Below are 23,168 nucleotides of genomic sequence, written 5' to 3'. Positions count from 1 at the left end.
AGGTTGACGTGCGTCTATTAGTATTGAAATTGGGGAATTCGCCAGTGGATCAAGTTGTTTCAGAGCTCCAATATGTAAAAGGGGTGGGGCCGCGACTTGCCAAATCCTATGAGAAACTTGGGATCCGCACTCCTCAAGAGCTCCTCGAACACTTTCCCCGTCGCTACGAGGATCGAAGCAAACTTCCGAAGATCGCTTCGATTCGGCCCGGACAGCAGGTCACGGTTCGTGGGTACATCCGCCAGCTTGATTACCGCCCCTCGGGTGGCCGTTCGCTTCCAATCAAAGCGACGTTGCACGATGGAACGGGATCGGTGCAACTTGTTTGGTTCAATCAACCTTGGATCGCGAAAAAGCTCCGAGATTGCGAAGGGGAGATTATCGCGTTTGGAACAGTCAAAGAGGGCCGTTACAGCTACGAAATCGCTTCGCCTGAGTTCGAGGTGTTGGACGCCGAGGATGACGGCGAGTCCTTTGCGCGCATTGTTCCCATATATCCTGCGACCGACGGTCTGAACCAAGGCAACATCCGAAAAGCGGTCTCGTCGGTGATGGAGAAGTTGCTTCCGTCACTTCAGGACTTTGTGCCATCCGATTTGCGGCGCAAGTTTGGGCTCGGAAATCAGCGCGAGTGCATCGCCCGATTACACCACCCAGAGAGCTTGGATGATGTGCCCAAAGCACGTCGAAGATTGGTGTTTGACGAATTCCTGGTGCCACAAGTGGTGATGGCGCAGCTCCGAGCTTCGACCCATCGCGAGACAGGGATTGCATTCGATTTTGATCATTCGTCCGGCGGCCTTTTTTCGCACGGTGAAATCTGGGAAGATGTCGCCAAAATGCTCCCGTTTGAACTCACTGGTGCCCAACGCCGAGTTGTCAATGAAATATGGGATGATATGCGCGCGCCGTTCCCGATGCATCGCCTGGTGCAAGGCGACGTAGGTTCGGGTAAGACGGCGGTTGCGGCCTGCGCGATTCTCGCCGCAGTGCGAGCTGGCTACCAAGCCGCATTGATGGCGCCGACAGAGATTTTGGCCGAGCAGCATGCCGCCGGATTGAAGCGGTTCTTCCATCCGATTGGGATCGAAGTCGAACTCGTGATGGGCAAGCAGAATGCCAAGGCGCGAAAGAAGAGCCTAGATAAGATCGCAAACGGCGAAGCTCTGGTGGTCGTCGGGACTCATGCTCTGATCGAGGACACGGTGAAGTTTCACCGGTTTGGACTTGGCGTGATTGACGAACAACACCGATTCGGAGTGAAGCAGCGGCAGGCGATCAAAGAAAAGTCTGAAATCCCGCCGGATATTCTGGTGATGACAGCGACCCCAATTCCGCGGACGATGGCGATGGCGTTTTATGGGGACCTCGACAAGAGCGTCATCGATGAACTACCGCCAGGCCGAAAGCCAATCAAGACGCACTGGAAAAGGACCAATGAGCGGCAGTCCGTCTACGAAGGCGTCCGCAAGCTCGTGCAAGAGGGTCGCCAGGCATACGTTGTCTGCCCGCTGATCGAAGAAAGCGAAAAGATGCAGGCGCAAGCGGCGACCGACCTCTTTTACCGATTGAAAGTCGAGACCTTTCCTGAATTCCGAGTGGGGCTGCTTCATGGTCAGATGAAGCCGGCGGAAAAGGAAGCGGTGATGGAGGAGTTTCGCGATCACAATCTGGACATCTTGGTCAGCACGGTGGTGATCGAAGTCGGCGTTGATGTCAAGAACGCTTCAGTGATGGTTATCGAGGACGCCAACCGCTTTGGACTGAGTCAGCTTCATCAGATTCGCGGGCGGGTAGGACGTGGCGAGCACGCGAGCTATTGCATTCTAGTCGCCGATGCCACTACTCCCGATGCAGAGGAGCGCATGAAGATCATGGTGGAAACTCAAGATGGTTTCAGGCTGGCGGAAGAGGATTTGCGGATTCGTGGCCCGGGAGACTTGATGGGGACCAAGCAGAGCGGGCAAGTATTCAAAATTGCCGATTTGATCCGTGATGCTGAAATCTTGGAAGATGCGCGCAAAGCCGCCGCAATGATTGTTTCGAGCGATCCGAGTTTAGAAAAGTCTGAGCATGCATTGTTGCGTCCTCGAGTCGAAGCGGCTGCAGCTCAAAGAGAATCCGTCGCAATAGGTTAGAATGATATCGTGGCCATTCCTGAAATACAACCTTCGGAACTTGCGGAATTTAGGACAAGATTTCCTAATTTAGTTTTGCTAGACGTTCGGGAGGCAGATGAGAGAGAAGTTTCAGTGTTGCCAAACGACGTTCACATTCCGCTAGGCATGATCGCATCAAAATTTGGTGAGCTCGACCCGAATGCGCCAACGGTCGTCTATTGCCGATCGGGCGCCCGAAGCGCACGCGTGGCAGGGTTCCTACTGGATTCTGGATTCAAGCAAGTCTGGAATTTAGCAAGAGGGATCAACGCCTACGCTGTAGAAGTTGATCCCTCGTTGAAGCCGTATTGAGCCGAATCAGGGTTTGGACGGAGAGGTCTTAGCTGTCTCTGGCTTGGTTGCGCCATCCGACAGAAGGGTCTCGATCGCTTTACCGATGAACCCAGAATTTGGTTCTTCCCGTGGCATAAATCGGTAGCGAACCTTGCCTTGCTTGTCCACCAAGAACTTTGTGAAGTTCCACTCAATCTCGTCTTCTGGACGGTCGGAGTGCTTGATCAACCAATCGAAAAGCGGGTGCTTGTCCGGGCCATTGACCGAAATCTTCGACATCATCGGGAAGGTGATGCCGTAGGTTTGAGTGCAGAACGCCTTGATCTCTGCTTCTGGAGCAGGCTCCTGGTTCTTGAAGCTGTTGGCAGGGAATCCGATAATCACAAAACCTTTAGATTTGTACTTCTTGTACAGGTCTTCTAAGCCGGAGTACTGCGGCGTGAGACCGCACTTGCTAGCTGTGTTCAGGACCATCACGACCTTGCCGCGTAGTGACTTGAAAGCAAAATCCTTGCCGTCAATGTCCTTAACTTTGAAACTATAGAATCCTGTTTCGGCTGGTTTGCAGCGAGAAAGGGAGCCGTCTTGTGGGGACGGAGAGGCCATGGTGAGGCCAGCGAGTATCAACGAAGTCAACATTACACTTTATTTTACGCGCGACTTGCCCCGACGAATCACCCTCTTTGTTTTTGTCGGTCCTGCAGCAGCCTTTGCGAGCAAAATTTTCAGCGCTTCATCGGCTGAAATCGACTCGGGCGCGGTTCCTTTTGGAAGTGTGGCGTTCGTCTTGCCGTCGGTGACATAAGGGCCATAACGACCAGAAAGCACGCGGACATTCCCTTCGGCCCCTTCTAGCTTCCCAAATTCTTGGATCGCGGAGGCTGGTGTTCGGCTTCCTCGAGTGGCTTTCGGAGTGCGGAAGAGTTCGATCGCATCCGCAACGCTCAACTTCGCCGCCGCGCGCCAGTCTGGAATGTTTCGAAACTCGTCGCCGACTTTGAGATATGGGCCAAATCGTCCGATGGCGATGGTCATGGGCGCGCCGGAATCAGGGAATTCACCGAGATCGCGCGGGAAGAGCACAAGCAGCGGGACATCCTCCTCGGCGACTTGATCGGCCTTCATTCCCGGTGGCAGGCTGACTCGCTGGGGCTTGTCCCCACGGGCGATTTCTTCTTCGGTCTGTTCGATTTCTAGGTACGGGCCAAATCGACCGGTCTTGAGGAAAACCTGTTTGCCCGAAGTTGGCACGGTACCGATTGACTTCGGTCCGTCGGCGGATCCAGCGAGCATCGCAAGCGCCGAATCGAGTGTGAGGTCTGCGGGCGGCAATTCTGGATCGAGACTGGCGGTGTTTCCTTGACCACCTTCGCCGCGTTGGAGATACGCCCCGGTGCGTCCGACCTTTACGACAATCGGATTATTCGAGCCCGGATCATCGCCTATCTTGAGCGCAGGGAACGGGATGTTTGGCGCCTTTTCATCGATCTGCTCGATCAAGCCAGGATTGCCATTTGACCCGCGATAGAACGCCTTGAGGTGTTCGGTCGCGTCGCGCTTTCCGTCGGCGATGTCATCAAGCTGGTCCTCCATCTTGGCCGTGAACTCGATGTCGACTAGCTCTTCGAAGTTGTTCTCAAGAAGTTCAGTGACGGCAAACGCGGTGAAAGTAGGCACGAGTTCGTTGCCACGCTTAAAAACGTATCCGCGATCTTGAATCGTGCTGATGATGCTGGCGTAGGTACTCGGCCGACCAACGCTCTCGGACTCGAGCTTGCCCACCAAGGATGCCTCGGTGTATCGCGCGGGCGGCATCGTGAAATGCTGCAGCGATTTCGCATCTTTGAGCACGGCGGACTGTCCTTCTTTGAGCGGTGGCAGGATTGATTCCTTTTGGTCGAGTTCAGCCTCAGGATCATCGCTACCTTCGACATAAGCCCGGAGGAAGCCAGGGAACGTAATTTGGCGGCCGCTGGCAGAGAATACAAGATCGCGACCTTTGCTCTTTGTGCCAACTTCGACCGTCGATCGAAGAACTTGGGCCGGCAACATTTGACAGGCGATGGTCCGCTTCCAGATCAACTCATACAGCTTGAATTGTTCGTCGGTGAGATATCGTTGGACATCTTGCGGCCGCTTCGAAAGATCGGTCGGTCGGATAGCTTCGTGCGCTTCCTGCGCGTTCTTTGCTTTCGTTCGGTATTGGACCGGCTTGTCGGGCAAGTACTCTCTGCCATACAGGTCAACGATCACGTCGCGAGCTTGTTTGAGTGCATTCGCGCTCAGCATCAAGCTGTCCGTTCGCATGTAGGTGATCAGACCGACGCGCTCGCCACCCAGGTCAATACCTTCATAGAGGTTCTGGGCGATCTGCATCGTGCGCTTCGATGAAAATCGAAGCTTCCGGTTGGCCTCTTGTTGGAGCGTCGAGGTTTGAAACGGCTTCGGAGGGTTTTCTTGTCCCGGCTTCGCTTCGATCTTTAAGACCTTGTAAGGGTTGCCTTCTTTGGCCGCTTCCAGAAGGCTTTGGCAAAGTGCCTGATCGATTAAGAACGACTTGTCTTTGAGCTTTCCAGTGGTCGAATCAAACGATTGACCGGAGGAGATTTTTTGGTTATCGACTCGGATCAGCTTGGCGTCGAAGCTACCAGCATCGACTTTGAAATTCGCCGTAAGGTCCCAGTATTCCGACTTGACGAACTGCATTCGCTCGCGCTCTCGCATCACGGTGAGCCGGACGGCGACGCTTTGCACTCGCCCAGCACTGAGCTTTGGCGCGACCTTTTTCCAAAGGAGCGGCGAAAGAGAATAGCCGTACAGCCGGTCTAGGATTCGCCGGGTCTCTTGGGCCTTCACCAGGCTCTCGTCAATATCGCGAGGATTTCGAAGTGCCTCGTTGATCGCTTCTGGTGTGACCTCATGGAAGACGATGCGGCGAACTTTGGTGGATTTCTTTGGCTTGACGACCTGCAAGATGTGCCACGAGATCGATTCGCCCTCGCGGTCTTCATCAGTCGCGAGTAAGACTTCGTCCACATCCTTGGCGGCCTTCTTTAGGCTATCGACGTGTCGCTTCTTGTCGTCGGGGATGATGTAGAGAGGTTCAAACTCTGAATCTGTGTTGACGCCGAGCTTTGCCCACTTTAACTTCTTGAACTCGGCTGGAATGTCGCTTGCACTTTGTGGAAGGTCTCGGACATGCCCAAAACTGGCCAAGACCTCGTACCCTTTGCCCAAGAACCGAGAGATTGTTTTGGCTTTCGCCGGAGATTCAACAATGACAAGCTTAGACATAGGGCTCTCAAAGGATACGCGACATCGAGAGGTTCCGGCGGCGGGGTCAGCCCCCTTTCGGCGACAAAAGTCCCCTAACCGTCCTCTGTTCCTCACTTTGACGTAACCATTGCCCCGATTCGACCAGTAAAAATAGAGAAAGATGAAAAGAGCGCTCTCAGTTTTTCTTGTGGCGATTGCTTCGGCGGCAAGCTTTGCTGCCGATTCTTGGTTTGGGATCTATATCGGAGATTCGAAGATCGGCTACTCCATGATGAGGTCGTTGCCTCCGGCGATTCCCGGTGGACCAGCCTCCTCGCAGAGCCTCACCGTGATGAAAGGCAAGCTGCTGGGTTCCGATCTCGACATGCAGATCAACAGCCGCACGGATTACAACAAGGATTCGAGCCCGCTGAAGCTCACTTACGATATGGAAAGTAGCGGGCGAACGCAGACCGTAGTCGCCAATTTTGAACCTGGGAAGATCATCGCTCAGATCAACAACAACGGTCAGATTTCGCAAAAGATTATCGAAGTCCCCGCCGGTGTGAAGGTGGTAGACGACGCAACCAATATGCTCGTTTTGGGCGGGGCGAACGCCACAAAGAGCTTCAAAGTGATGGTCTTGGACCCGACGACGGTGAGCTTGATCGAAAACGAAGTGGTAGTGAAGGGGCCGGCTGAATTGCTCGTCAAGGGGCAAAAGCGGTCCGGGACCCTGGTCGAGGTTCGTGATCCTCGTTCTTTGACCAAAATCTACTTCGACGGTAAAGGAGAAGTCATTCGTATTGATGCCGCGTTGGGCATGATGATGGTGCCGGAATCAGAACCTGAAGCCAAGCGAGGCGTGGGCGAAGATCGGCCAGACATTGGCACGACCGCCGCGATCCGAGTTGAACCAAACCTCGAGCGATCCCTGGATACCATTTTGGTGGAGTACGTCGTTTCTGGTGCAGATTTGTCCAAGATTCCGTCCGATAATTATCAAACTCTGGGTAAGGCCGGACCGACATGGGTGGTCAGCGTCCATCCTACGCAAGAAGACCGCTCGAACGGAGATTTGATCTCGGTCGCCGCGAGCAAAGCGAACAAGCGTTGGATTCAGCCGAGCTTGCACATCCCTTCGGACCAGAAGCGCTTCAAAGATTTGGCGGCCAAAGTCGTTGGGAATTCCAAATACTCCTTGGAGGCTTCGCGCAAGATCAGCAAGTACGTCATGGGCGTGATGAACGACAACGGCTCGATTGGTGTTCTGCGAAACGCAAATGAGATTTTGGATTCAAAAGAAGGGGTTTGCCGGGACTACGCCATTCTCGCCGCTACGATAATGCGGGCGGCTGGTATTCCTACCCGAGTCGTCAGCGGGCTCATATACTACGACGGTCAAATGCTGTACCATGCTTGGGTCGAGGTTTTTTCAGGTTCAAAGTGGATCATGCAAGATCCCACCCGGGCAAATCAGCCGACGAATGCAACCCGAATTAAGCTCGCGCAGGGTGATGTGGAGGATGCGTTTACTTTTCCCGTCTTTGAGGGCGTCGAAATAGGGCTCGGAGACGTACGATATCGATAGGTTGAGGGATTTTTGAGGACACTGCAAATTGGGTTGATCGTTTTGGGCGCTTGCCTTGGCGTGGCTCTGTTTTATGAGCCGGGCGCGCAGGGACTCGCCTACGTTTACGGCAATCTCGCCGCAGCTGGCAAGCTGAAAATCGAAAACCCGAACGATGCAGCGCTAAACCCATTCACCCGATCGGCAATGGCTGTCATCGGTGGTTTCGTTGGATCACTGCTCGGGAGCCTGGCATTCCGTTTTATTTCGAAGTTGGTCGGTCGCTGGGACGACATGCACGGCGGCGAAAAGGCCAACATCTTCATTGGCTGCTGCGTCGGCGTGATCATCACCGTGCCGTTTATGGTGCTCTTCAATTCGCAGGGCATCATCAATGGGGTGATCATGAGCCTAGGGCTGATGGTGCTCATCAGCGCAGTGGCGGTATTTGCGCTCAAGTCGATGGAAGAGGTTCTGCCTTGGTCTAGAAACTTTGGGCGGGGCCGACGTTCGAACATCAAAATTTTTGACACGAATGTGATCATCGATGGGCGGATTTACGACATCGTCCGAACTGGATTTTTGGACGGACAGATGTACGTTCCGAAGTTCGTTCTTCACGAGCTTCAGTACATCGCCGACAACGCTGACCCGCTGCGGCGACAGCGGGGAAGAAGAGGGCTTGATGTTCTCAAACAACTGCAGTCCCAGTTCACCTTGGAAGTGGGGTCACATGATCGGCTAGCACCTGAGGGTAGCGATGGCGTCGATGGCCGACTGGTGAGGCTGGCGCGCGCGTTGGGGGCGGACCTCGTCACCAATGACCACAACCTCAACCGAGTAGCCGAACTACAAGATGTTCGTGTTTTGAACATTAACGATTTGGCCGTTTCCGTTCGATTCGTCGTTCTGCCTGGTGAGTCGATGGAGGTCCATGTCCAGCGCGAAGGATCGCAAATTGGGCAAGGTGTCGGCTACCTTGAAGACGGGACGATGGTTGTCGTTGACGGTGGGAAGCGTGCGATTGGTCAAGACGCGATCGTCGTGGTGAATCAGGTTCACCAGAGCGAGCGCGGCAAGATGATTTTCGCCGAATTGCCACCAGATTCTGACGTCCCCGAAGAAATCGCGAAGCCTCGCCGATAAGCTACGATAGATTTCATGCCGCGAGTCCACGCCCTCATTCTTTGCGCCGGATCGTCCCAGCGTTTTGGCCAGGACAAGTTGCTGCTCTCGCTGGCGGGGGTTCCAGTCTGGAAGCGTTCATTCGATGCCTTCGCGAACCACCCCGAAGTCGGTACCGTGTTGATCGTCGCCCATCAAGGTTTGATGACCGAAGTACCGGGCGCGGTGCTGGGCGGAAGTTCACGAATTGAAAGCGTCCAACGGGGCCTGGCCGCACTCCAGGCTGAACCAGATGATTTGATCCTCGTCCACGACGGGGCCCGGCCTTTGGTGAGTGCTGACCTGATTTCCCGGTGCATCGCCGAAGCTAAAGTGCACGGCACCGCATGCCCTTCCTTGCCAATCGCCGACTCATTGAAGTCGAGCGATGGACGGCATGTTGATCGAGATTCTCTGGTGGCTGTCCAGACACCGCAATGCGCTAAGTATAAGTTATTGGTTGAATCTTATCGCAATGCGCCGGATTCTGCGACCGACGATATGGGTGTATTAGAAGCGAACGGCATCGTTATTCACCTGATTCCTGGCGATAAATCGAACCTCAAAATCACTACCGAAGAAGACTATGCATTGGCGCAATTTCAGCTTGGAGCTAGAACCGTGATTCGAACCGGGTTTGGCTATGATATCCATCCATTTTCGACAGATCCGGATCGAAAATTGTGGCTTGGTGGCGTGTGCTTTGAGGACGCTCCAGCGCTGGACGGGCACTCGGATGCGGACGTGCTACTGCATGCGGTGGTTGACGCCTTGCTTGGTGCGGTCGGCATGGGAGATATCGGCCAACTGTTTCCGAACACGGATCCAACATGGAAGAATGCCTCTTCGATGATCTTCTTGCGCGAGGCCGGAAAGCGGCTCGCTGATAATAACTGGACGATCAGCAACATCGACATCACGGTGGTCTCGGAACTGCCCAAGGTGATGCCGCGCAGCAGCGAGATTCGAGCATCCATTGCGAATGAACTAAATCTGGATCCTCAGCAGGTGAACTTAAAGGCGACGACGAACGAGAAATTAGGTGCGATCGGAAGAAGCGAAGGGATTGCAACAATGGCCACCGCGACGGTCGTACGAATTGAATGAGGAACCACGAAAATGATGGAAGTCATGATCCGAAACGCAGATGGAAACCTTGAGCAAACCGACCGCGATTACGCCGCAAAGAAGCTCTCAAGACTTGATCGATATTTCAACAAAGCAACTCGGGTCGAAGTGGTTCATCGTGAACTCAAATACAGCAAATCACCGACTCACCTGATCGAGGTCACGATCTTCGCTGATGGCAAAACGATTCGTGGGGAAGAGACCCACAGTACGGTTCACGCCGCGATCGACTTAGTGGGCGAAAAGCTCGAAAATCGTCTCAGGAGGATCAAAAAGCGAATTGTCGACAGCTATCGACACCAGAAAATGGAGGTGCCGAAAGGGTTTGATGAACCCACGGAGCATCACGAAGAAGACGATGCCCCGATTCGAATTCGTGAGCGCAAACGGTTTTCTCTGAAACCCCAAACGGTGGAAGATGCCGCGCTAGAAATGGAGATGTTGGGCCATTCGTTCTTCGTTTTCAAAAACCAGGACACCAGGAAAGTTGAGGTTCTGTATAAGCGCAACGAGGGCGGATACGGGCTGATCGAACCCGAAATCTAAGGGTCGTTGACGCCGCCATAGCCCGCAAAGGTCAGTACACTGATGTGGCTTGCACCAGCCTCGCGCAATGCGATGGCGCATGCTTCGGCGGTCGATCCCGTCGTGTAGACATCGTCGACCAGCAAAACGACCTTGCCCTTGACCTCTTCGCCAGCGCGGAAGGCTCCCAGCATATTGATGCGCCTTTGATCTGGATCTAGGCCGACTTGGGGGCGGGTGTACCGAACGCGAAGCAGGGGATTGTGGTCTTCGAACTGTGGAAATTTGGTCGCGAGTATCGCGGCTTGGTTGAACCCGCGCATGCAGAGCCGTCGCCAGTGGATCGGAACGGGGAGAACGATGTGTGGCATCGCCAGCCCTTGTGCGCTATAGAACTCAAACAGTCGCCGAGCCATCGGTGGGCCTAGGCCGGTGGACCTCGAGTATTTGAGACGGCACACCGCCTGAGAGGCTCGTCCGGAGTAAGAGTAAACGCAGAGCACACGCTGGATCTGATCAGCCGTGCTGAAGAGACTCACTGGGTTCTGGCTAGGCTCCATTTCCTTCCAGCAGGAGTGACAGATCGCCTCGGATTCTGGCTGGCCGCAGAGCGCGCACCTTGGAGGATAGATGAAGTCTAAGAGCCCCACGTCGGACAAAAGTTACCCTGAAAAAAGCGAGAGCCCCCTCGTTTCCCGATAAACGAGAGGGCTCATGACAAAGCTGATATTGACCGCTTAGGCTTCGCTTCCGCCACCAAACACAGGATCAAATGGAATCAATCCCAATCTGGTTGCCATTCGCAGGGCTTGTACCCGGTTATTCACCTGGAGCTTGTCATAAATGTTCGCCAAGTGGAAATCCACCGTGCGCTTCGAGACAACAAGCTTGTCCGCTGCTTCTTTACTACTGTGGCCCTGAGCGATTAAGCTCAAAACCTTGACCTCCGTCGGTGTAAGTCTTACACCTCGTGGTCCCATTTCTGTTCGTGCTGTGCTAGGCATAGCCATTCTTCCAACCCCTTACTTTTTGTTTATAAGTGTTGCCGCCGAGAAGTCAATTCCACGTCCTGATCAAATTCTTGATATCGATTTTCGACTTTTTGCAAAATAATCGCAATATCTGCCGCAAATCGATGGCTCATTCAACCGCAATCCTTACTACGGTTGGTAGTCAACTTGTTCATCGAAGTTCCAGATATTTGTTTGTACAAGAGAATATCGCCTGTGAATTCGTATGCTGGTGATTTTACTAGGACTTTGGTCGGATTGACCGACAAAAATAAAACGGGCGCCTGGGCCATTGCGGCGGCGTTGATGACCCTAGGACGCCCGCAAAGGATTCGGTTCCATCATAGTGAGCAGGCTGACAATATCAAAGATACGAGGATTTCGCCGGAAACTCGGGATAAGTTCAAAGTATCCTGGTAGGCATGCCAGAGCAAACCATCAAGGCGATCCAAAAATGGCTTGACGAACATCAAGCTGAACTTCTCGAGAACTACCAAAAGCTGCTTCAGATTCCAAGCGTCGAATCCGAAGCGGCACCGAATGCTCCGTTTGGTCAAGCCAATCGAGAAGCGCTCGACATGGCTTTAGGGCTTGGTAAGAAGTGGGGAATGGAGGTCACCGATCTCGAAGGGTTCTGCGGTTACGCAGAGTACGGATCTGGTGAGAAGATGATCGGAATCTTCGGTCACCTTGATGTGGTTCCGGTTGGCCCGGGCTGGAAGTACGATCCGTTCAGCGCGACAATCGACAATGGGTATGTGTATGCCCGTGGCGCGATCGACGACAAGGGACCGACCATCGCTGCTTTTTACGCTGCTCGTGCGATCAAGGAAGTTGTCGGCGATCCAGGTGCCCGCATTCGAACGGTGTTTGGTTGCGATGAAGAATCCGGATTCGAGTGCATTCACCGGTACACCAAGACCGAAGAGGCACCGACCTATGGCATCGCTCCAGATGCGGGTTGGCCATTGATTCATGCCGAAAAGGGGATCGCCGGATTGGTAACCGATGTGAAATTCATCACTGGCGGAATCACCATCAAGAGCTTGACTGGTGGCCAGCGTTCCAACATCGTCATTGACCACGCTGTTGGCGAACTCGTTGTGTTGGATGCGGCTCGGCCTGAGATTGAGGAGAAACTCGCTAAGAATTGGGATGCAAACCTCACGTACGCATGGAACGGCAATATTCTGACCGTGGATGCGAAAGGAAAGGCGGCTCATGGCGCATGGCCGTTCGGCGGCGACAATGCAGCCACCCGAGTGTTACGGTTCTGGATGGAAATCGCGCCTGCTGATCAAAAAACTCAGTTCGAACAACTATTTGAGATGGCACATGTTGCCGGCGATGGCCTGGGAATCCATGGGTCGGATGATTTGACTGACCTGACCGCGAATTTGGGCGTGGCAGAAACAACCGCCGACTCGCTTCGATTCACTTACTCGGTACGCTACCCGGTGACCTGGAAGGGAGAAAACGTGCGGGCAATGTGCGAGAAGCACCTCGCCGGACTCGAAATCACGGCCTCGGTCTATTCGTTCACCGATAGCAAGCCACTGTATTTCCCTCTGGAACATCCGCTCGTCAAGACCGTTGTCGATGCTTATGAAGCTGAAACTGGCTTGAAGAAAACCCCAGGCGTGATGGGCGGCGGCACCTATGCCCGCGCAGTGCCGAATACTGTCGCTATCGGAACAGGTTGGGACGGAGATGGCGAAGCACACCAGACCGATGAGCGATGCAAGATCGAGCACATCTTCAAGATGTCAAAGATTTATGCGCGAATCCTATACAAATTGACTCAAGCCTGATCCGGCGAGAGATCACCAATTGCCGTAAGTGGAGCCTTCAGCGATATCGGTTCGATAATCGCTGATGAGCTTCTTGGCGAGCTCTGGGCCGTGCCAACCCACCACATCCACGAACTTCTCTTCTAGGTCTTTGTAGACTTGGAAGAAGTGCATGATCTCTTTCAGCGTGTGCGGGCTGATTTGGTTGAAGTGGGTTCGATGCCCAAATCTCGGATCGCGAGCTGCCACGCAGAGAATCTTCTCGTCCGGGCCTTTGTCGTCCTTCATTTCCAACACGCCGATCGGACGTGCTTCAACGATGCACCCGGGGAAGGTGGGGTGCGAAACCATCACCAAAACGTCGAGCGGGTCACCATCAAGATAGTGCGTCTGCGGAATGAAGCCGTAATCGAATGGATAGAACAAAGGCGAATAAAGCACTCGGTCGAGCTTGAAATAGCCTGATTCCTTGTCCCATTCGTACTTGTTCGTACTCCCACGAGGAATCTCGATGAGCGTATTGATCTCTTCAGGACAGTTTTTTCCGATCGCAACCTCGATGGGCATAGTGCCCTGAAGGGTACCGGATTCTGACGGATAGATTCAGCGACATCGCGCTTTGGCCCACGACTTGCTGATGAAAGAATTCAGGAATTGACCATGCAACAATCAGCCCGATCAAACGCACAACAACTCTGCTTCCAAACCGCCATCTGGACATCTATTGCCTCGATGTTGCTCGGTGTGATTGGCGCAGGCGCGTATGGCTATGGTCAACTCAATGAGCTCTCAGAATTGGTCCAACTTGGTACCGCCATTTCAGGGTTCTCGCTGCTGGTTTACATCTATTCGACGATCCAGTTCACGCTGTCAAAGGGATACCACTGGGCATGGTCCATCATCGGATTGTTCGGAATTGTGGGATGGTTTGTCCTCAGCCTCCTGCCGATCAAGCGATCTGGAGTCGTGATGAGTTCGCCAAAGAAGCTCGCGAATCGTTACCAACCAGTGCCGAAAATCTCTGCGGAATGGGATACCCACCGCTAATCAGATTAGTTCGCCCGAAATGCCCCACTTGTGCGCGGCAGTAGCCCTGACATGGACAATCTCACCCCGCAATTCGTCCTTGCCCGAAAAGTGGACCATTTGATATTCGCGTGAATAACCTTGGAGTAATCCGGGGTTTTTCTGCGATGGACCTTCAACCAAGACCTCGAGGACATCGCCAACCGCTCGCTCATTCTCTTCGACAGTGATCTTGGTTTGCAGGTCGATGAGCGCGTTGAGGCGATCCCGTTTGACAGATTCTGGAACTTGATCGAGGCCTGCCGCGGAAGTGCCAGGGCGAGGAGAATACGCAAACATGTATGCGCCGGAAAACCTGATTCGGCGCATCACTTCCATCGTTTCCTCGAACAACTCATCCGTTTCGCCAGGGAATCCCACGATCATGTCGGTGGTGATTTTCACCTGAGGCATGGTCTTTCGCAACTCGGTCAGGATCGCTTCAAATTCAGCCACCGTATACACGCGCTTCATCTTGCGCAAGACTTCATTGCTGCCAGATTGAAGTGGCATGTGAACGTGCTCCATGACCACCGGGCAGTCCTTGATTGTCTGGATGAGATCGGTTTTGAAGTCGCGTGGATAGGGCGAGACGTACCGCACTCGCTTGAGATTGGGAACGTCGTTTAGCATCCAAAGGAGCTTGGCGAACGATACACGACCTTCGGCGAGGTTTTTGCCATAGCTGTTGACGGTCTGGCCGAGTAGAGTCACTTCGCGAGTGCCCAATGCCGCGAGTTTGGTCGCTTCTTCAACGATCTCTTCGGCGGGGCGGCTTCGCTCCCGGCCGCGAGTCGTCGGCACGATGCAGTACGTACAGAATTTGTCGCAACCGTACTGGATCGGGATGAACGCCTTGAGCTTTGCAGCGCTGCGCACCGCTCGGACTGGGATATCTGTTACGACTGCGCCGCGCCGTTCGGGAAGTGCAAGGCGAGCCTGGAATTTGCGTCGCTGGAGTGCTTCTTCGACCAATCCGGGAATCTGTGCCAGCTGCGCTGTGCCGATCACGAAGTCCACGTGTGGTGCCTTCTGGCGAATCTCTTTGGCGCGAATTTGAGCCATGCAACCCGCTACTCCAATGATCATGTCGGGGCGATTGCGCTTTTGAACTCCAAGCTGCCCCAGAAAGCTGAATGCTTTGTCTTCGGGCTTTCGCCGGACACTGCAAGTATTGAGGATGATCACGTGAGCGTGCCGAGGACTATCGGCGGGCGTGAAACCGATTTGCTCTAGAGAGGCTTGAATCTGCTCCGAGTCTTCTTCGTTCATTTGGCACCCCCAAGTCTGCACAAAATAAGTGCCTCGGACGGATTCTGTCCGAGGAGAATTTTGCAGACTTGAGGGAGAAATAAGAAGGTCAGACATGGTTCAGCGAATCTAAAAAGGGTACCCGCTGAACCTAGATGAGTGGCAATTTTCGAAGCTAGTCTTTGGATTCCAGATTAAATTTGCCTGACATTTCCAACTTCATTTCGAGACCAACGAAGTTCATCGTGCAGTCCAGTTTCATGTCGCTGGTTTGGAGCAAGACCTTCTTGTCGGATTTGCGGACGAAGTAGACGACCTTGCTGACCAAAGTGCCTTCCATGGTGATGTCAACTTCTTCCATATCCCCGGAAGGTGGGGTCGCACCCTGCTCGCGTAGATCTTTCTCGTTGAGTTCGAATTTGGGTGACATCGTGGCTTCAACTACCCAAACCAGTTGGCCTTTGTACTCCTTCTCACCGATGAACTTTCCTGTGGCTACGGAGTCTTTTTCGAACAGTCGATCCTTGGGGTCCGGTTCGAGTGGAATCGTCCATGTATCGCCTGGAACGACCGGTTTGGTGGGCAAGAACGAGGTGCCTCCGGTGCCAGAGGTCAGCGAATCCAGCGCGCTGACGACGGGGTCGCCCTCTTCGTCTTCTTCAGAGGGTTTCTTTTCTTCTTTGACTTCTGTTTGAGTTCCAAACGGGTCAATCTTGGCGGTGCCTTTGATGTCGTCGTCCTTCTCCTCGCCATCTTCCTCATCGGCAGGATCGCTGACGGTGACCGACTTGCCGTTGGTGAAAAGAAAATCTAGGGTTGCCGTGCCATCGGCTTGAACCTTGGAGTAGGTGAAAATCGCATCCGCGGTCGATTTGATGTTCGAACTGGATTCCTCGCCCATGAATGCCATCCGCATGTTCATGTCCGAACTCATCAAGTACGTATCCTTCATGCCTTCGGTGTAGGTTCGCTTGAAGCTGACCGGAGTTTGAGCGTGGCTGATTGCCGAGATTAGGGCAAATGCTGCAATGGAAGTTCTTAGGCGCATCATAAGATGTAACGATCCTTTTCGAGAGTACGTTACCTGAATCGAGTTCTGGTACCCGTGAACTGGAATTTGCGAGGGTTCCAAGACGTATAATTTCGCAGTGCTAGCGACGAACCTCAACCGATTATTGATCTTGCTGGGCGGCGTAGGAATCTGCATTGCCTCGGTGCTGAGCTATTCGCACTCTCAGTTCAAGATCGTCCCGTGCGGCGGTGAAGGTGGATGCGAGTGGCTGATCGGTAAGCAAGAAGCCCTCGTTTTCGGGCTATTCCCGATCGCCTTTCTCGGGCTCGCTGCATACCTTGTGCTGTTCACGGTAGCAGTGCTCCGGGCGTTCAATCATTCTAAATATGGGTTCCTAGTAAAGTTCGGGCTGATCTTTAGCGGCATTGGCACTGCCATCAGCGCTGGCCTGGTTTACCAACTCACTCAGGTTCTCCACCGAAGTTGTTCGTGGTGTTTCGGATCGGCCGTCACGATGACGTTGACCTTTATCGTCACCCTGCTACTTTCTAAGCAACCGCAGCCAGAGCCTGGAGATAGCGGCGCTGAGTCGTTCATGGCTCCATTCGCGTTAATCGCATCGATCGGAATCGCCTACGCTGTGGTGACCACCAAGACGGGCAAGCCAGGCTCTCAGCCTGTGCCCGCATTGCGATACGAAGATATCATCCCTGATCCGAGCTACCTTCACGGGAATCCAAATGCGCCGATCACGATCGTAGAAGTGGGAGATTTTTATTGCCCATCCTGCCGGCAGGTCGGCACCTTCATCTACGATTTCGAACGGCTCGGCAAAGGGAATGTGAACATCGGATTTCGCTCGCTGCCGCTCTACCGGTTAGAGGGCCATGAGCTAAGTCTTCCTGCGGCGCTTGCCGCGGAATATGCGCGAGAGAAAGGAAAGTACTTTGAGTTTGTGAAGATCATGTTTGGTACCGGAGGCTCGGTGGCCACAAGCATCGACGGAATCTCGAAGGTGCTTGACCGTGTCGGAGTCAAAGGTTCGGAATGGAAAAAGATCTATCAAGACACCGACCAGAAGATGTTCGTCGGCTTAGACCAAGGCATGAAGGTCCTGGCTGATGCAGGGATTAACACGACGCCTTCCTTTATCGTGTACCTGAACAAAAAGGATCCTGTCGCGTTCGACTACGAGCAAATCAATAACTTGGCCACAACACCTCCTTACGACAAGTACTTCCCGGACGAGGCTCGGCGCTGATGCCAAAGAAAACTGGCACGGTCCTAGTCGCCATGTCTGGCGGAGTAGATTCGAGCGTCGTCGCGGCGATCCTGAAAAAGAAAGGCTACGATGTAGTCGGCGTCACGTTGCAGATTTGGCAAGAATCGCAGAAGGATCCACGCCACGCGGGGTGCTGTTCTCTTGGCGCGGTGGAAGACGCTCGCCGAGTTGCTCGAATGCTGGATATCCCGCACTACGTTCTGAACTACAAGGATCGATTTAAGCAGACGGTGATCGAGAATTTCATCGACGAGTACGCGGCTGGTCGCACGCCGAATCCATGCGTGCAGTGCAATAAGAAAGTGAAGTTCGAGTCGATGTACGAAACGATGCAGGAACTAGGCTGCACGCATCTTGCGACCGGTCACTACGCCCGAATTCGATATTCTGCAACCACGGATCGTTACCGATTGCTTCGCAGTTGTGGTGGCAAAGACCAGAGCTACGTGCTCTATATGCTGGACCAAGAACGGCTTGCCAAGACCTTGTTCCCGCTCGGTGAGATCTCGGAGAAAGCAACGACACGTCAGATTGCGGCGGACTACAATCTGCCGGTCGCGCATAAGCCTGATAGCCAGGAAATCTGCTTTGTGGCAGAAGCGGGCGGATACACTGAATTCCTAAAGAAGTCCCGTCCGGAGATGTTCGAAGGCGGAGAAATCGTGGATTCTTCCGGAAAGAAGTTGGGAGAGCATGCCGGTGTTGCGGGATTCACGGTTGGACAGCGCCGCGGAATCGGAGTAGCCACCGGTCGACCGATGTTTGTGCTTAAACTCGAACCGAAAGAAAATCGCGTCATCATCGGCGAAGAAGATGAACTACTTGAAACGGAAGTACCGCTCGAAGACGTTTTCTATTCGCAACCCGTGGATGAACCGCTGCGAATCACCGCAAAGATACGCTACAACATGACCCCACAACCCGGAATGCTTGTGCCAGGCGAAAAACCAAAGCTCGTGTTTAAGCAGGCTGTCCGTGCGGTGACCCCGGGGCAAATCGCGGTCGCCTATAAGGGCGCCACCGTCATCGCTGGAGGAACCATATGCAAACGCTAGCCCTTGTCATTGGAATCATCGCTTTGGCCGTGTCTGGCGCGGCTCTGTATCAGATTACAAAGGTCTTGGAATCGCTCCGATCCTTATCGAAATCGGTGGACGAGATGAACAAGAACATCGAGGTCTTGGAAAAGACGCTCGAAGATCATCACGCACAACTAGCGCAATTGCACAAGAAGCCAGCTCATCAAGGTGATTTGATGCAAAACCTGTTGTCTTTGCCTGGAAATGCGAATTGGCAGAAGTTGGCTGCGGTTGGAATTCAACTGTTTGCGGCATACTTAAAGAAGCGAAAGCAGTCTCCAAATTCTTCAAAATCTAAGGCAATCGGGGCAGGAAATGCAACGGAATCGAAGAAAGTGAAGTAAATAATGAATTGCAAGCGCTTGAAAAAATAGCGGAGGACAAAAATATGAGTGATAACAACCAAAATGGAAATTCTTTGATTTATTTGTTGGCCGGTTTCGGACTGGGCGTCTTGGTGGGTGCCGCCGCCGGTTTGATGTACGCTCCTAAAGAAGGCAAGGAACTTCGTGCTGAAGTCGGCGATAAGCTGAAGGAAGTGAAAGGCAAGACTCAGGAATGGGTTAGCGAGCAGAAGTCAAAGCGGAATTCGTTGGCAGCAGCCAACGTCGATGTCGAAGAAGTCGGCGCGTAATTCAATCGTTTTGAATTGAGATCAGGTGGACGAGCTATTGCTCGTCCACCTGGTGTGTTTTTTCGATCTCGGTCTGACAGCGGCCCGCAAACTGAATTGCGGTGAAAGTTAGTGTCCGTCGACCAGACTCGAGTTGGAGGCTGATCTCCATTGGGTCCAAATTCAAATGCTCGGTGGCATCGGACCATTCAAGTATAACTTCCGATTCCGAGATCGCCCGAACTTGCAACAGCTCGCTCCAGGGCCAATGCTCCTTCCTCAGCCAAGCCCCAAAGTGAATCCCATTTTGGTCTGCGACCAACTTTGCTTCCTTGGATTCAGCCCTCGCTCGCCCATTCCAAAACTGATTCTCGACCAGTTCTCCCGCGCAAAATGCCTCGTGGAGTTTGTCGATGAACTGCTGTTCGAAATCGTCCAGCTCAGATTCTCGGGGAAGCCCACGCGAGAGGCGATGCCAATCGCTCAAAAATTCGACTTGGCCCATGTAGGGTTCGAGAGATTCGTTGGAAGTCGAAAAGAGTCGTTCTCCTTCTTGAACTGAATCGAACTCTGTGTGGCACCGATCGCACGCAAAGCCCTCGTTGCCGCTCCATTTTCCAGCGGCAATCCACCGCGCCTGATCTGTGGTCAAAAGCCGGCCCTGCATCTCGGTGAGCACGTCGTACGGATCCTGATCGGCATCCAAAAGTGTCAAGTGATCTTTATCTTGGAAGTACTCCGCAAAGCAGTGCTCGCAAGTCGCGTTACCAACTCCGGGCTCCAGGCCGAGTGCCACTCGCCCCCATTCTTCGGGATACAGCCGCTGCCAAGTGTCGGGTTTGGGGACCGGAAAAACGAGCAGCCGTCTTCCATCGGGTTCGTCATCAAATTGGGCTTTGCATGTGTCGCATTGATGGACCATGGGTTGTCGCCCCGAGCTATCACGCCATTTGTTCCAGCTGTATGACTTTCCTGATGAAAGCTCGGTCACCACTTCATTCTTCTCCGAATACTGTTCCTGACAGGCCTCGCAGGCATATTTTTTGGTCTGCCAGGGCAAACTGACCCCCTGTTTTCTAAGCCGTGAGATTCGGCACTTTGGGCAGAAAGCGAGCGGAGCGATATTCCGAATCGGCCTCAAGAACCCGGCGCGGCAGATAGGGCAGGCTGAGTTTTCGATTGCTCGAGGTTGAATCCTGCCTTCGCGGCATACGATGCAGGTGCCAAATCGTTGCGGGCGGGGCTGCACGAGCGGGCCGGAACAGCTCGGGCATTCGAACCGATCAGGTTTGAGCGCGCTAGATTCTGCGAGAATTTGATCGAGCTTCTCCCAACTTTCTGATGGGGCTTCTTCGCGTTGAGAAGGGAAGAGAAGTTCGGCCATCGCGAAGGCGTTGCGAGGGCGATCTTCAATCTTGAACGCGAGAGCCTGGTCAATGGCTTGGATCGTTGCCGGTTTCAGGTCGGGTCGCAGCGCACCAATGGACTCCAGAGTGATTCCAGCAGCGCGGTCGTTGGCGGTGATCGGTGGTGTGCCAGTCAGGGCGTGATAGGCCGATGCCGCCAGGGAATAAAGGTCGGTGCCCGGGCCACGTCTGGCAAAGTCGCTCAGCTGTTCGATCGGGGCATACCCAGGAGTGAATTCGACAGTGTGCTTCTGGGTGAGATCGCTATGCCATTGCCGGGCCGATCCCAGATCAATCAGATACGCGTTCCCGGCAGAGTCGATCAGGATGTTCGAAGGCTTGATGTCTCGGTGCAGCACTCCTTCGCGGTGCAGATCGCCGAGAATTTGGAGCAGTGAGTCGAGGATTCCGAGCATTGCCTGCTCATCCATCGGGCCATCGCGCAGACAGATTTTCTCGAGCGTCAACGCATCCGGAACATAGCTCAGCACCAAAAAAGCGGTTCCAAACTGCTGGAAGCTCTCGTAACAGCGGATGATGCCCTGAATCTTCAGCCGTGCTAGGATTGCGCCTTCTTGCTGAAACTGCGCTCGCAGTCGATGGACGGCGGCAGGGCTCAATTCATGAAAGCTGAGCGTTCCAAACTCGTCGCGGCTTGTACCAAACGGGGCGAGTTCCTTGATCACCACGAGCCGATCTAGCGTGGTGTCGTGCGCTTCATAAGTGATGCCAAATCCGCCCTGCCCCAGTAATCGCCGAAGATGGTAGCGATCCGAGAGAACTGTGCCTTCCGGTAGCGGACTCGGGCTAGTGGCCAATCCCGGGCGCGCCCTCCTGAATGAACGCAGGTGGATACTTGTAACCGAGTTGGATTCGCTTGTTTTTCAACTTTCTCACTTCCGTGAGGTGCTTTGGATCAGCATAGGGAGCGGCGGCCTGGCGAGAGAATGCGCGGGTGAGATGAGGCACAAATTTCTCGATCTCATGCGAGTAGTCGAACACCATGACGCCCTGACTGCACGCCACCGAAGCCTGCAGGGCCGCGCGGACTTCCTCCGGGTTTTGTGCGAATGAAGAGAGCGAGATTCCAGCGATCGCCCAAGTTTCATCGTTCACGGCTCGATTGATCATCTGCGCACCAGCTTCGATGGTTTGACCTTTCGGGGCGCCGGCGACCATGGCATCAAAAATCGTCGGGACGCGGTAATAACACCCTCCAATGAACATGTCGAGCAAATTTGCAAAGCCTGCTTGACGAAAACCAGCCGTCATCTGGCTAAATCCGAGGATGTTGTCGGTCGAACCGTAGTTTGCTCCGTAGTTATCGTATTCGCCGTACCAAGAACCTGCATATATCCCCAATTTGGTGCGTGATCTTTCTTGTTTGATGATGTTGCGAATAGAACTCATCCAATTCTTGATCTTCTTGGCCCGGAATTCCCACCAAGCATCCCAGTATTTGCCCGGACGGATTCCAGATTTGAGATTCCAATCGTAAGTCGTCTCGTAAATGTCCTTGGGCCAATTGACCTTTTGACCGATTTCCGACTCGAACTGGAGCTGGGTGAGGCGTGAAAAGTCGCCATCCATTCCGGTGTATCGGAGTCTGTCGTCGAATAGAACGCCGTCTACGTCGTATCGTTTGACGAAATCTCGGATAACCTCGGCCATCCTAGCCGCGACGGCCGGATGATTCGGATTCATCATCAGAGGAATCTGATTTTGGTTTTCGCTTGATACTGTGAAGCTGGCCACTGATCCAATCTTTGCTAGCTGACCAAGCAGGGCGCCAGACGATTTGGAACTAGGTAGTCGCAGGACGACCTCGCCCGTGCTAGGTGCAACTCCGGAATAAGCCCGAACTCGGCGATCCGGTCCGATCAGCACGAATTCCCCTTTCGCTGTTGGAGCTTTCGCGTAGATTGCGCCCTTGTTCGCGTCTACTTGGGTCGGGTTCACGCTCGATTCAAGTGCAAACGAGGTGCCTCCGATCGTGACCGAAGGAGAGAACTTAACTTGGACCGATTGTTGATCGGGATGGGCATAGCCAGGGCCAGGTTTGCCATTTGCAAACGGTGAGTCGGGCTTGCCTTCTTGTTCCTTCGCCATGCGATGCCCCTCAGAAAACGCGTTGAAGCAGCAAAGGAGTTGGAGTCCATTTTTGTGGCACTCCTCCGCAAAAATTGGTACCGGGTCGAATCCGGCAGGGATGGTTTGGCCTCGCCAAGACGTGAGTTGCTCGGTGATCGGACCAGGGTAGATCGTATAGCCGACGATAGGCTTCACATCAAGGGATATCGTGTTGAATCCCATTTGCTTTGCGCCTTTGACGAGAGCCGCGATCTTCTCCGCGCTGTTGTACGCGTTCATGTTTGCGGTGGCGTCCACCCACAAAATCCTCGCTTGGAGGCCGTGCGCTCTCGCGTACTGTTGCGCAACCCCGACTCCGCTGCCAATCTTATCAATTCGGACTGGCGCAATACTCGGTAATGGGGCTGCCAGATCGAACCGGTTTACCGTAGAAGTGAGGACGGCGTGTCCTAGGAGCGCGGTAAGCATCACCTT

At 53.8% G+C, this 23,168-nt stretch carries 21 protein-coding genes; 12 read left to right on the top strand and 9 right to left on the bottom strand.

What is annotated here, in order from left to right; all coding sequences use genetic code 11:
• Positions 1-44 precede the first annotated feature (44 nt).
• Together recG and J0L72_11790 are read left to right on the top strand one after the other, a co-directional pair.
• Positions 45-2,138, top strand: a complete 2,094-nt coding sequence (gene recG / locus J0L72_11795; protein MBN8691450.1) for an ATP-dependent DNA helicase RecG — start codon at positions 45-47, stop codon at positions 2,136-2,138.
• Positions 2,139-2,213: 75 nt separating this feature from the next.
• Positions 2,214-2,471, top strand: coding sequence for a sulfurtransferase (locus tag J0L72_11790; protein MBN8691449.1), 258 nt, complete (start codon positions 2,214-2,216; stop codon positions 2,469-2,471).
• A 6-nt stretch (positions 2,472-2,477) separates the two neighbouring features.
• Here the strand turns inward: J0L72_11790 and J0L72_11785 are convergent, their stop codons facing one another.
• Together J0L72_11785 and topA are read right to left on the bottom strand one after the other, a co-directional pair.
• Positions 2,478-3,059: a glutathione peroxidase gene (locus J0L72_11785; GenBank protein ID MBN8691448.1), complete on the bottom strand. Its 582-nt coding sequence runs from the start codon at positions 3,057-3,059 to the stop codon at positions 2,478-2,480.
• A 39-nt stretch (positions 3,060-3,098) separates the two neighbouring features.
• Entirely contained in the window at positions 3,099-5,747 is a 2,649-nt protein-coding gene (topA, locus tag J0L72_11780; protein ID MBN8691447.1) for a type I DNA topoisomerase, read from the bottom strand.
• A 142-nt stretch (positions 5,748-5,889) separates the two neighbouring features.
• Here topA and J0L72_11775 point away from each other — a divergent pair, with 142 nt between their 5' ends.
• From J0L72_11775 to raiA, 4 genes are read left to right on the top strand one after another with little or no spacing between them, the layout of a single operon-like run.
• Entirely contained in the window at positions 5,890-7,299 is a 1,410-nt protein-coding gene (locus tag J0L72_11775; GenBank protein ID MBN8691446.1) for a transglutaminase domain-containing protein, read from the top strand.
• 12 nt (positions 7,300-7,311) lie between these two features.
• Positions 7,312-8,424, top strand: coding sequence for a TRAM domain-containing protein (locus J0L72_11770; protein MBN8691445.1), 1,113 nt, complete (start codon positions 7,312-7,314; stop codon positions 8,422-8,424).
• A gap of 15 nt (positions 8,425-8,439) precedes the next feature.
• On the top strand, positions 8,440-9,549 hold the full coding sequence (gene ispF / locus J0L72_11765; GenBank protein MBN8691444.1) for a 2-C-methyl-D-erythritol 2,4-cyclodiphosphate synthase: 1,110 nt from the start codon (positions 8,440-8,442) through the stop codon (positions 9,547-9,549).
• 24 nt (positions 9,550-9,573) lie between these two features.
• A complete protein-coding gene (gene raiA, locus J0L72_11760; GenBank protein MBN8691443.1) occupies positions 9,574-10,116 on the top strand; it encodes a ribosome-associated translation inhibitor RaiA in 543 nt (180 codons plus the stop codon).
• On the opposite strand, the gene J0L72_11755 is transcribed toward raiA, so the two are convergent.
• Positions 10,113-10,754 (bottom strand): ComF family protein, encoded by a 642-nt coding sequence (locus tag J0L72_11755; GenBank protein MBN8691442.1) that lies wholly within the window; start codon positions 10,752-10,754, stop codon positions 10,113-10,115. The two genes, raiA and J0L72_11755, sit on opposite strands and share 4 nt — an antisense overlap.
• A gap of 78 nt (positions 10,755-10,832) precedes the next feature.
• Positions 10,833-11,099, bottom strand: a complete 267-nt coding sequence (locus J0L72_11750; GenBank protein MBN8691441.1) for a helix-turn-helix transcriptional regulator — start codon at positions 11,097-11,099, stop codon at positions 10,833-10,835.
• Positions 11,100-11,527: 428 nt separating this feature from the next.
• Between J0L72_11750 and J0L72_11745 the strand changes: the two genes are divergently transcribed.
• Complete coding sequence (locus J0L72_11745) at positions 11,528-12,916, top strand: Sapep family Mn(2+)-dependent dipeptidase (protein ID MBN8691440.1); 1,389 nt, start codon at positions 11,528-11,530, stop codon at positions 12,914-12,916.
• A gap of 12 nt (positions 12,917-12,928) precedes the next feature.
• Here J0L72_11745 and J0L72_11740 read toward each other — a convergent pair whose 3' ends face one another.
• On the bottom strand, positions 12,929-13,462 hold the full coding sequence (locus J0L72_11740; protein MBN8691439.1) for an inorganic diphosphatase: 534 nt from the start codon (positions 13,460-13,462) through the stop codon (positions 12,929-12,931).
• A 93-nt stretch (positions 13,463-13,555) separates the two neighbouring features.
• On the opposite strand from J0L72_11740, the gene J0L72_11735 reads away from it, so the two are divergent.
• Positions 13,556-13,942 (top strand): hypothetical protein, encoded by a 387-nt coding sequence (locus tag J0L72_11735; protein ID MBN8691438.1) that lies wholly within the window; start codon positions 13,556-13,558, stop codon positions 13,940-13,942.
• On the opposite strand, the gene miaB is transcribed toward J0L72_11735, so the two are convergent.
• Positions 13,943-15,232: a tRNA (N6-isopentenyl adenosine(37)-C2)-methylthiotransferase MiaB gene (gene miaB / locus J0L72_11730; GenBank protein MBN8691437.1), complete on the bottom strand. Its 1,290-nt coding sequence runs from the start codon at positions 15,230-15,232 to the stop codon at positions 13,943-13,945.
• A 154-nt stretch (positions 15,233-15,386) separates the two neighbouring features.
• Positions 15,387-16,262: a hypothetical protein gene (locus J0L72_11725; protein ID MBN8691436.1), complete on the bottom strand. Its 876-nt coding sequence runs from the start codon at positions 16,260-16,262 to the stop codon at positions 15,387-15,389.
• Positions 16,263-16,359: 97 nt separating this feature from the next.
• On the opposite strand from J0L72_11725, the gene J0L72_11720 reads away from it, so the two are divergent.
• From J0L72_11720 to J0L72_11705, 4 genes are read left to right on the top strand one after another with little or no spacing between them, the layout of a single operon-like run.
• Positions 16,360-17,484: a vitamin K epoxide reductase family protein gene (locus J0L72_11720; GenBank protein ID MBN8691435.1), complete on the top strand. Its 1,125-nt coding sequence runs from the start codon at positions 16,360-16,362 to the stop codon at positions 17,482-17,484.
• Entirely contained in the window at positions 17,484-18,560 is a 1,077-nt protein-coding gene (mnmA, locus tag J0L72_11715; GenBank protein MBN8691434.1) for a tRNA 2-thiouridine(34) synthase MnmA, read from the top strand. Before J0L72_11720 ends, mnmA begins: the two co-directional genes overlap by 1 nt.
• Positions 18,548-18,928 (top strand): hypothetical protein, encoded by a 381-nt coding sequence (locus tag J0L72_11710; protein ID MBN8691433.1) that lies wholly within the window; start codon positions 18,548-18,550, stop codon positions 18,926-18,928. The genes mnmA and J0L72_11710 overlap by 13 nt, the downstream gene beginning before the upstream one ends.
• Before the next feature lie 44 nt (positions 18,929-18,972).
• Positions 18,973-19,218, top strand: coding sequence for a YtxH domain-containing protein (locus J0L72_11705; protein ID MBN8691432.1), 246 nt, complete (start codon positions 18,973-18,975; stop codon positions 19,216-19,218).
• A 34-nt stretch (positions 19,219-19,252) separates the two neighbouring features.
• On the opposite strand, the gene J0L72_11700 is transcribed toward J0L72_11705, so the two are convergent.
• Both J0L72_11700 and J0L72_11695 read right to left on the bottom strand, forming a co-directional pair.
• Positions 19,253-21,421, bottom strand: a complete 2,169-nt coding sequence (locus J0L72_11700) for a protein kinase (GenBank protein MBN8691431.1) — start codon at positions 21,419-21,421, stop codon at positions 19,253-19,255.
• On the bottom strand, positions 21,411-23,162 hold the full coding sequence (locus J0L72_11695) for a family 10 glycosylhydrolase (protein ID MBN8691430.1): 1,752 nt from the start codon (positions 23,160-23,162) through the stop codon (positions 21,411-21,413). The genes J0L72_11700 and J0L72_11695 overlap by 11 nt, the downstream gene beginning before the upstream one ends.
• Positions 23,163-23,168 lie beyond the last annotated feature (6 nt).

Source organism: Armatimonadota bacterium (assembly GCA_017303935.1).
In the GTDB taxonomy this organism is placed as follows: Bacteria; Armatimonadota; Fimbriimonadia; order Fimbriimonadales; family Fimbriimonadaceae; genus JAFLBD01.
This window is presented reverse-complemented; position numbering and strand designations above follow the sequence as displayed.

What these genes read in the sequence shown, in the direction of transcription:
- J0L72_11785 (MBN8691448.1), bottom strand. Translation starts at nt 3,059, where the DNA reads ATGGCCTCTCCGTCCCCACAAGACGGCTCCCTTTCTCGCTGCAAACCA.
- topA (MBN8691447.1), bottom strand. Translation starts at nt 5,747, where the DNA reads ATGTCTAAGCTTGTCATTGTTGAATCTCCGGCGAAAGCCAAAACAATC.
- J0L72_11775 (MBN8691446.1), top strand. Translation starts at nt 5,890, where the DNA reads ATGAAAAGAGCGCTCTCAGTTTTTCTTGTGGCGATTGCTTCGGCGGCA.
- ispF (MBN8691444.1), top strand. Translation starts at nt 8,440, where the DNA reads ATGCCGCGAGTCCACGCCCTCATTCTTTGCGCCGGATCGTCCCAGCGT.
- raiA (MBN8691443.1), top strand. Translation starts at nt 9,574, where the DNA reads ATGATCCGAAACGCAGATGGAAACCTTGAGCAAACCGACCGCGATTAC.
- J0L72_11750 (MBN8691441.1), bottom strand. Translation starts at nt 11,099, where the DNA reads ATGCCTAGCACAGCACGAACAGAAATGGGACCACGAGGTGTAAGACTT.
- J0L72_11745 (MBN8691440.1), top strand. Translation starts at nt 11,528, where the DNA reads ATGCCAGAGCAAACCATCAAGGCGATCCAAAAATGGCTTGACGAACAT.
- J0L72_11740 (MBN8691439.1), bottom strand. Translation starts at nt 13,462, where the DNA reads ATGCCCATCGAGGTTGCGATCGGAAAAAACTGTCCTGAAGAGATCAAT.
- J0L72_11735 (MBN8691438.1), top strand. Translation starts at nt 13,556, where the DNA reads ATGCAACAATCAGCCCGATCAAACGCACAACAACTCTGCTTCCAAACC.
- miaB (MBN8691437.1), bottom strand. Translation starts at nt 15,232, where the DNA reads ATGAACGAAGAAGACTCGGAGCAGATTCAAGCCTCTCTAGAGCAAATC.
- J0L72_11725 (MBN8691436.1), bottom strand. Translation starts at nt 16,262, where the DNA reads ATGATGCGCCTAAGAACTTCCATTGCAGCATTTGCCCTAATCTCGGCA.
- mnmA (MBN8691434.1), top strand. Translation starts at nt 17,484, where the DNA reads ATGCCAAAGAAAACTGGCACGGTCCTAGTCGCCATGTCTGGCGGAGTA.
- J0L72_11710 (MBN8691433.1), top strand. Translation starts at nt 18,548, where the DNA reads ATGCAAACGCTAGCCCTTGTCATTGGAATCATCGCTTTGGCCGTGTCT.
- J0L72_11705 (MBN8691432.1), top strand. Translation starts at nt 18,973, where the DNA reads ATGAGTGATAACAACCAAAATGGAAATTCTTTGATTTATTTGTTGGCC.
- J0L72_11695 (MBN8691430.1), bottom strand. Translation starts at nt 23,162, where the DNA reads ATGCTTACCGCGCTCCTAGGACACGCCGTCCTCACTTCTACGGTAAAC.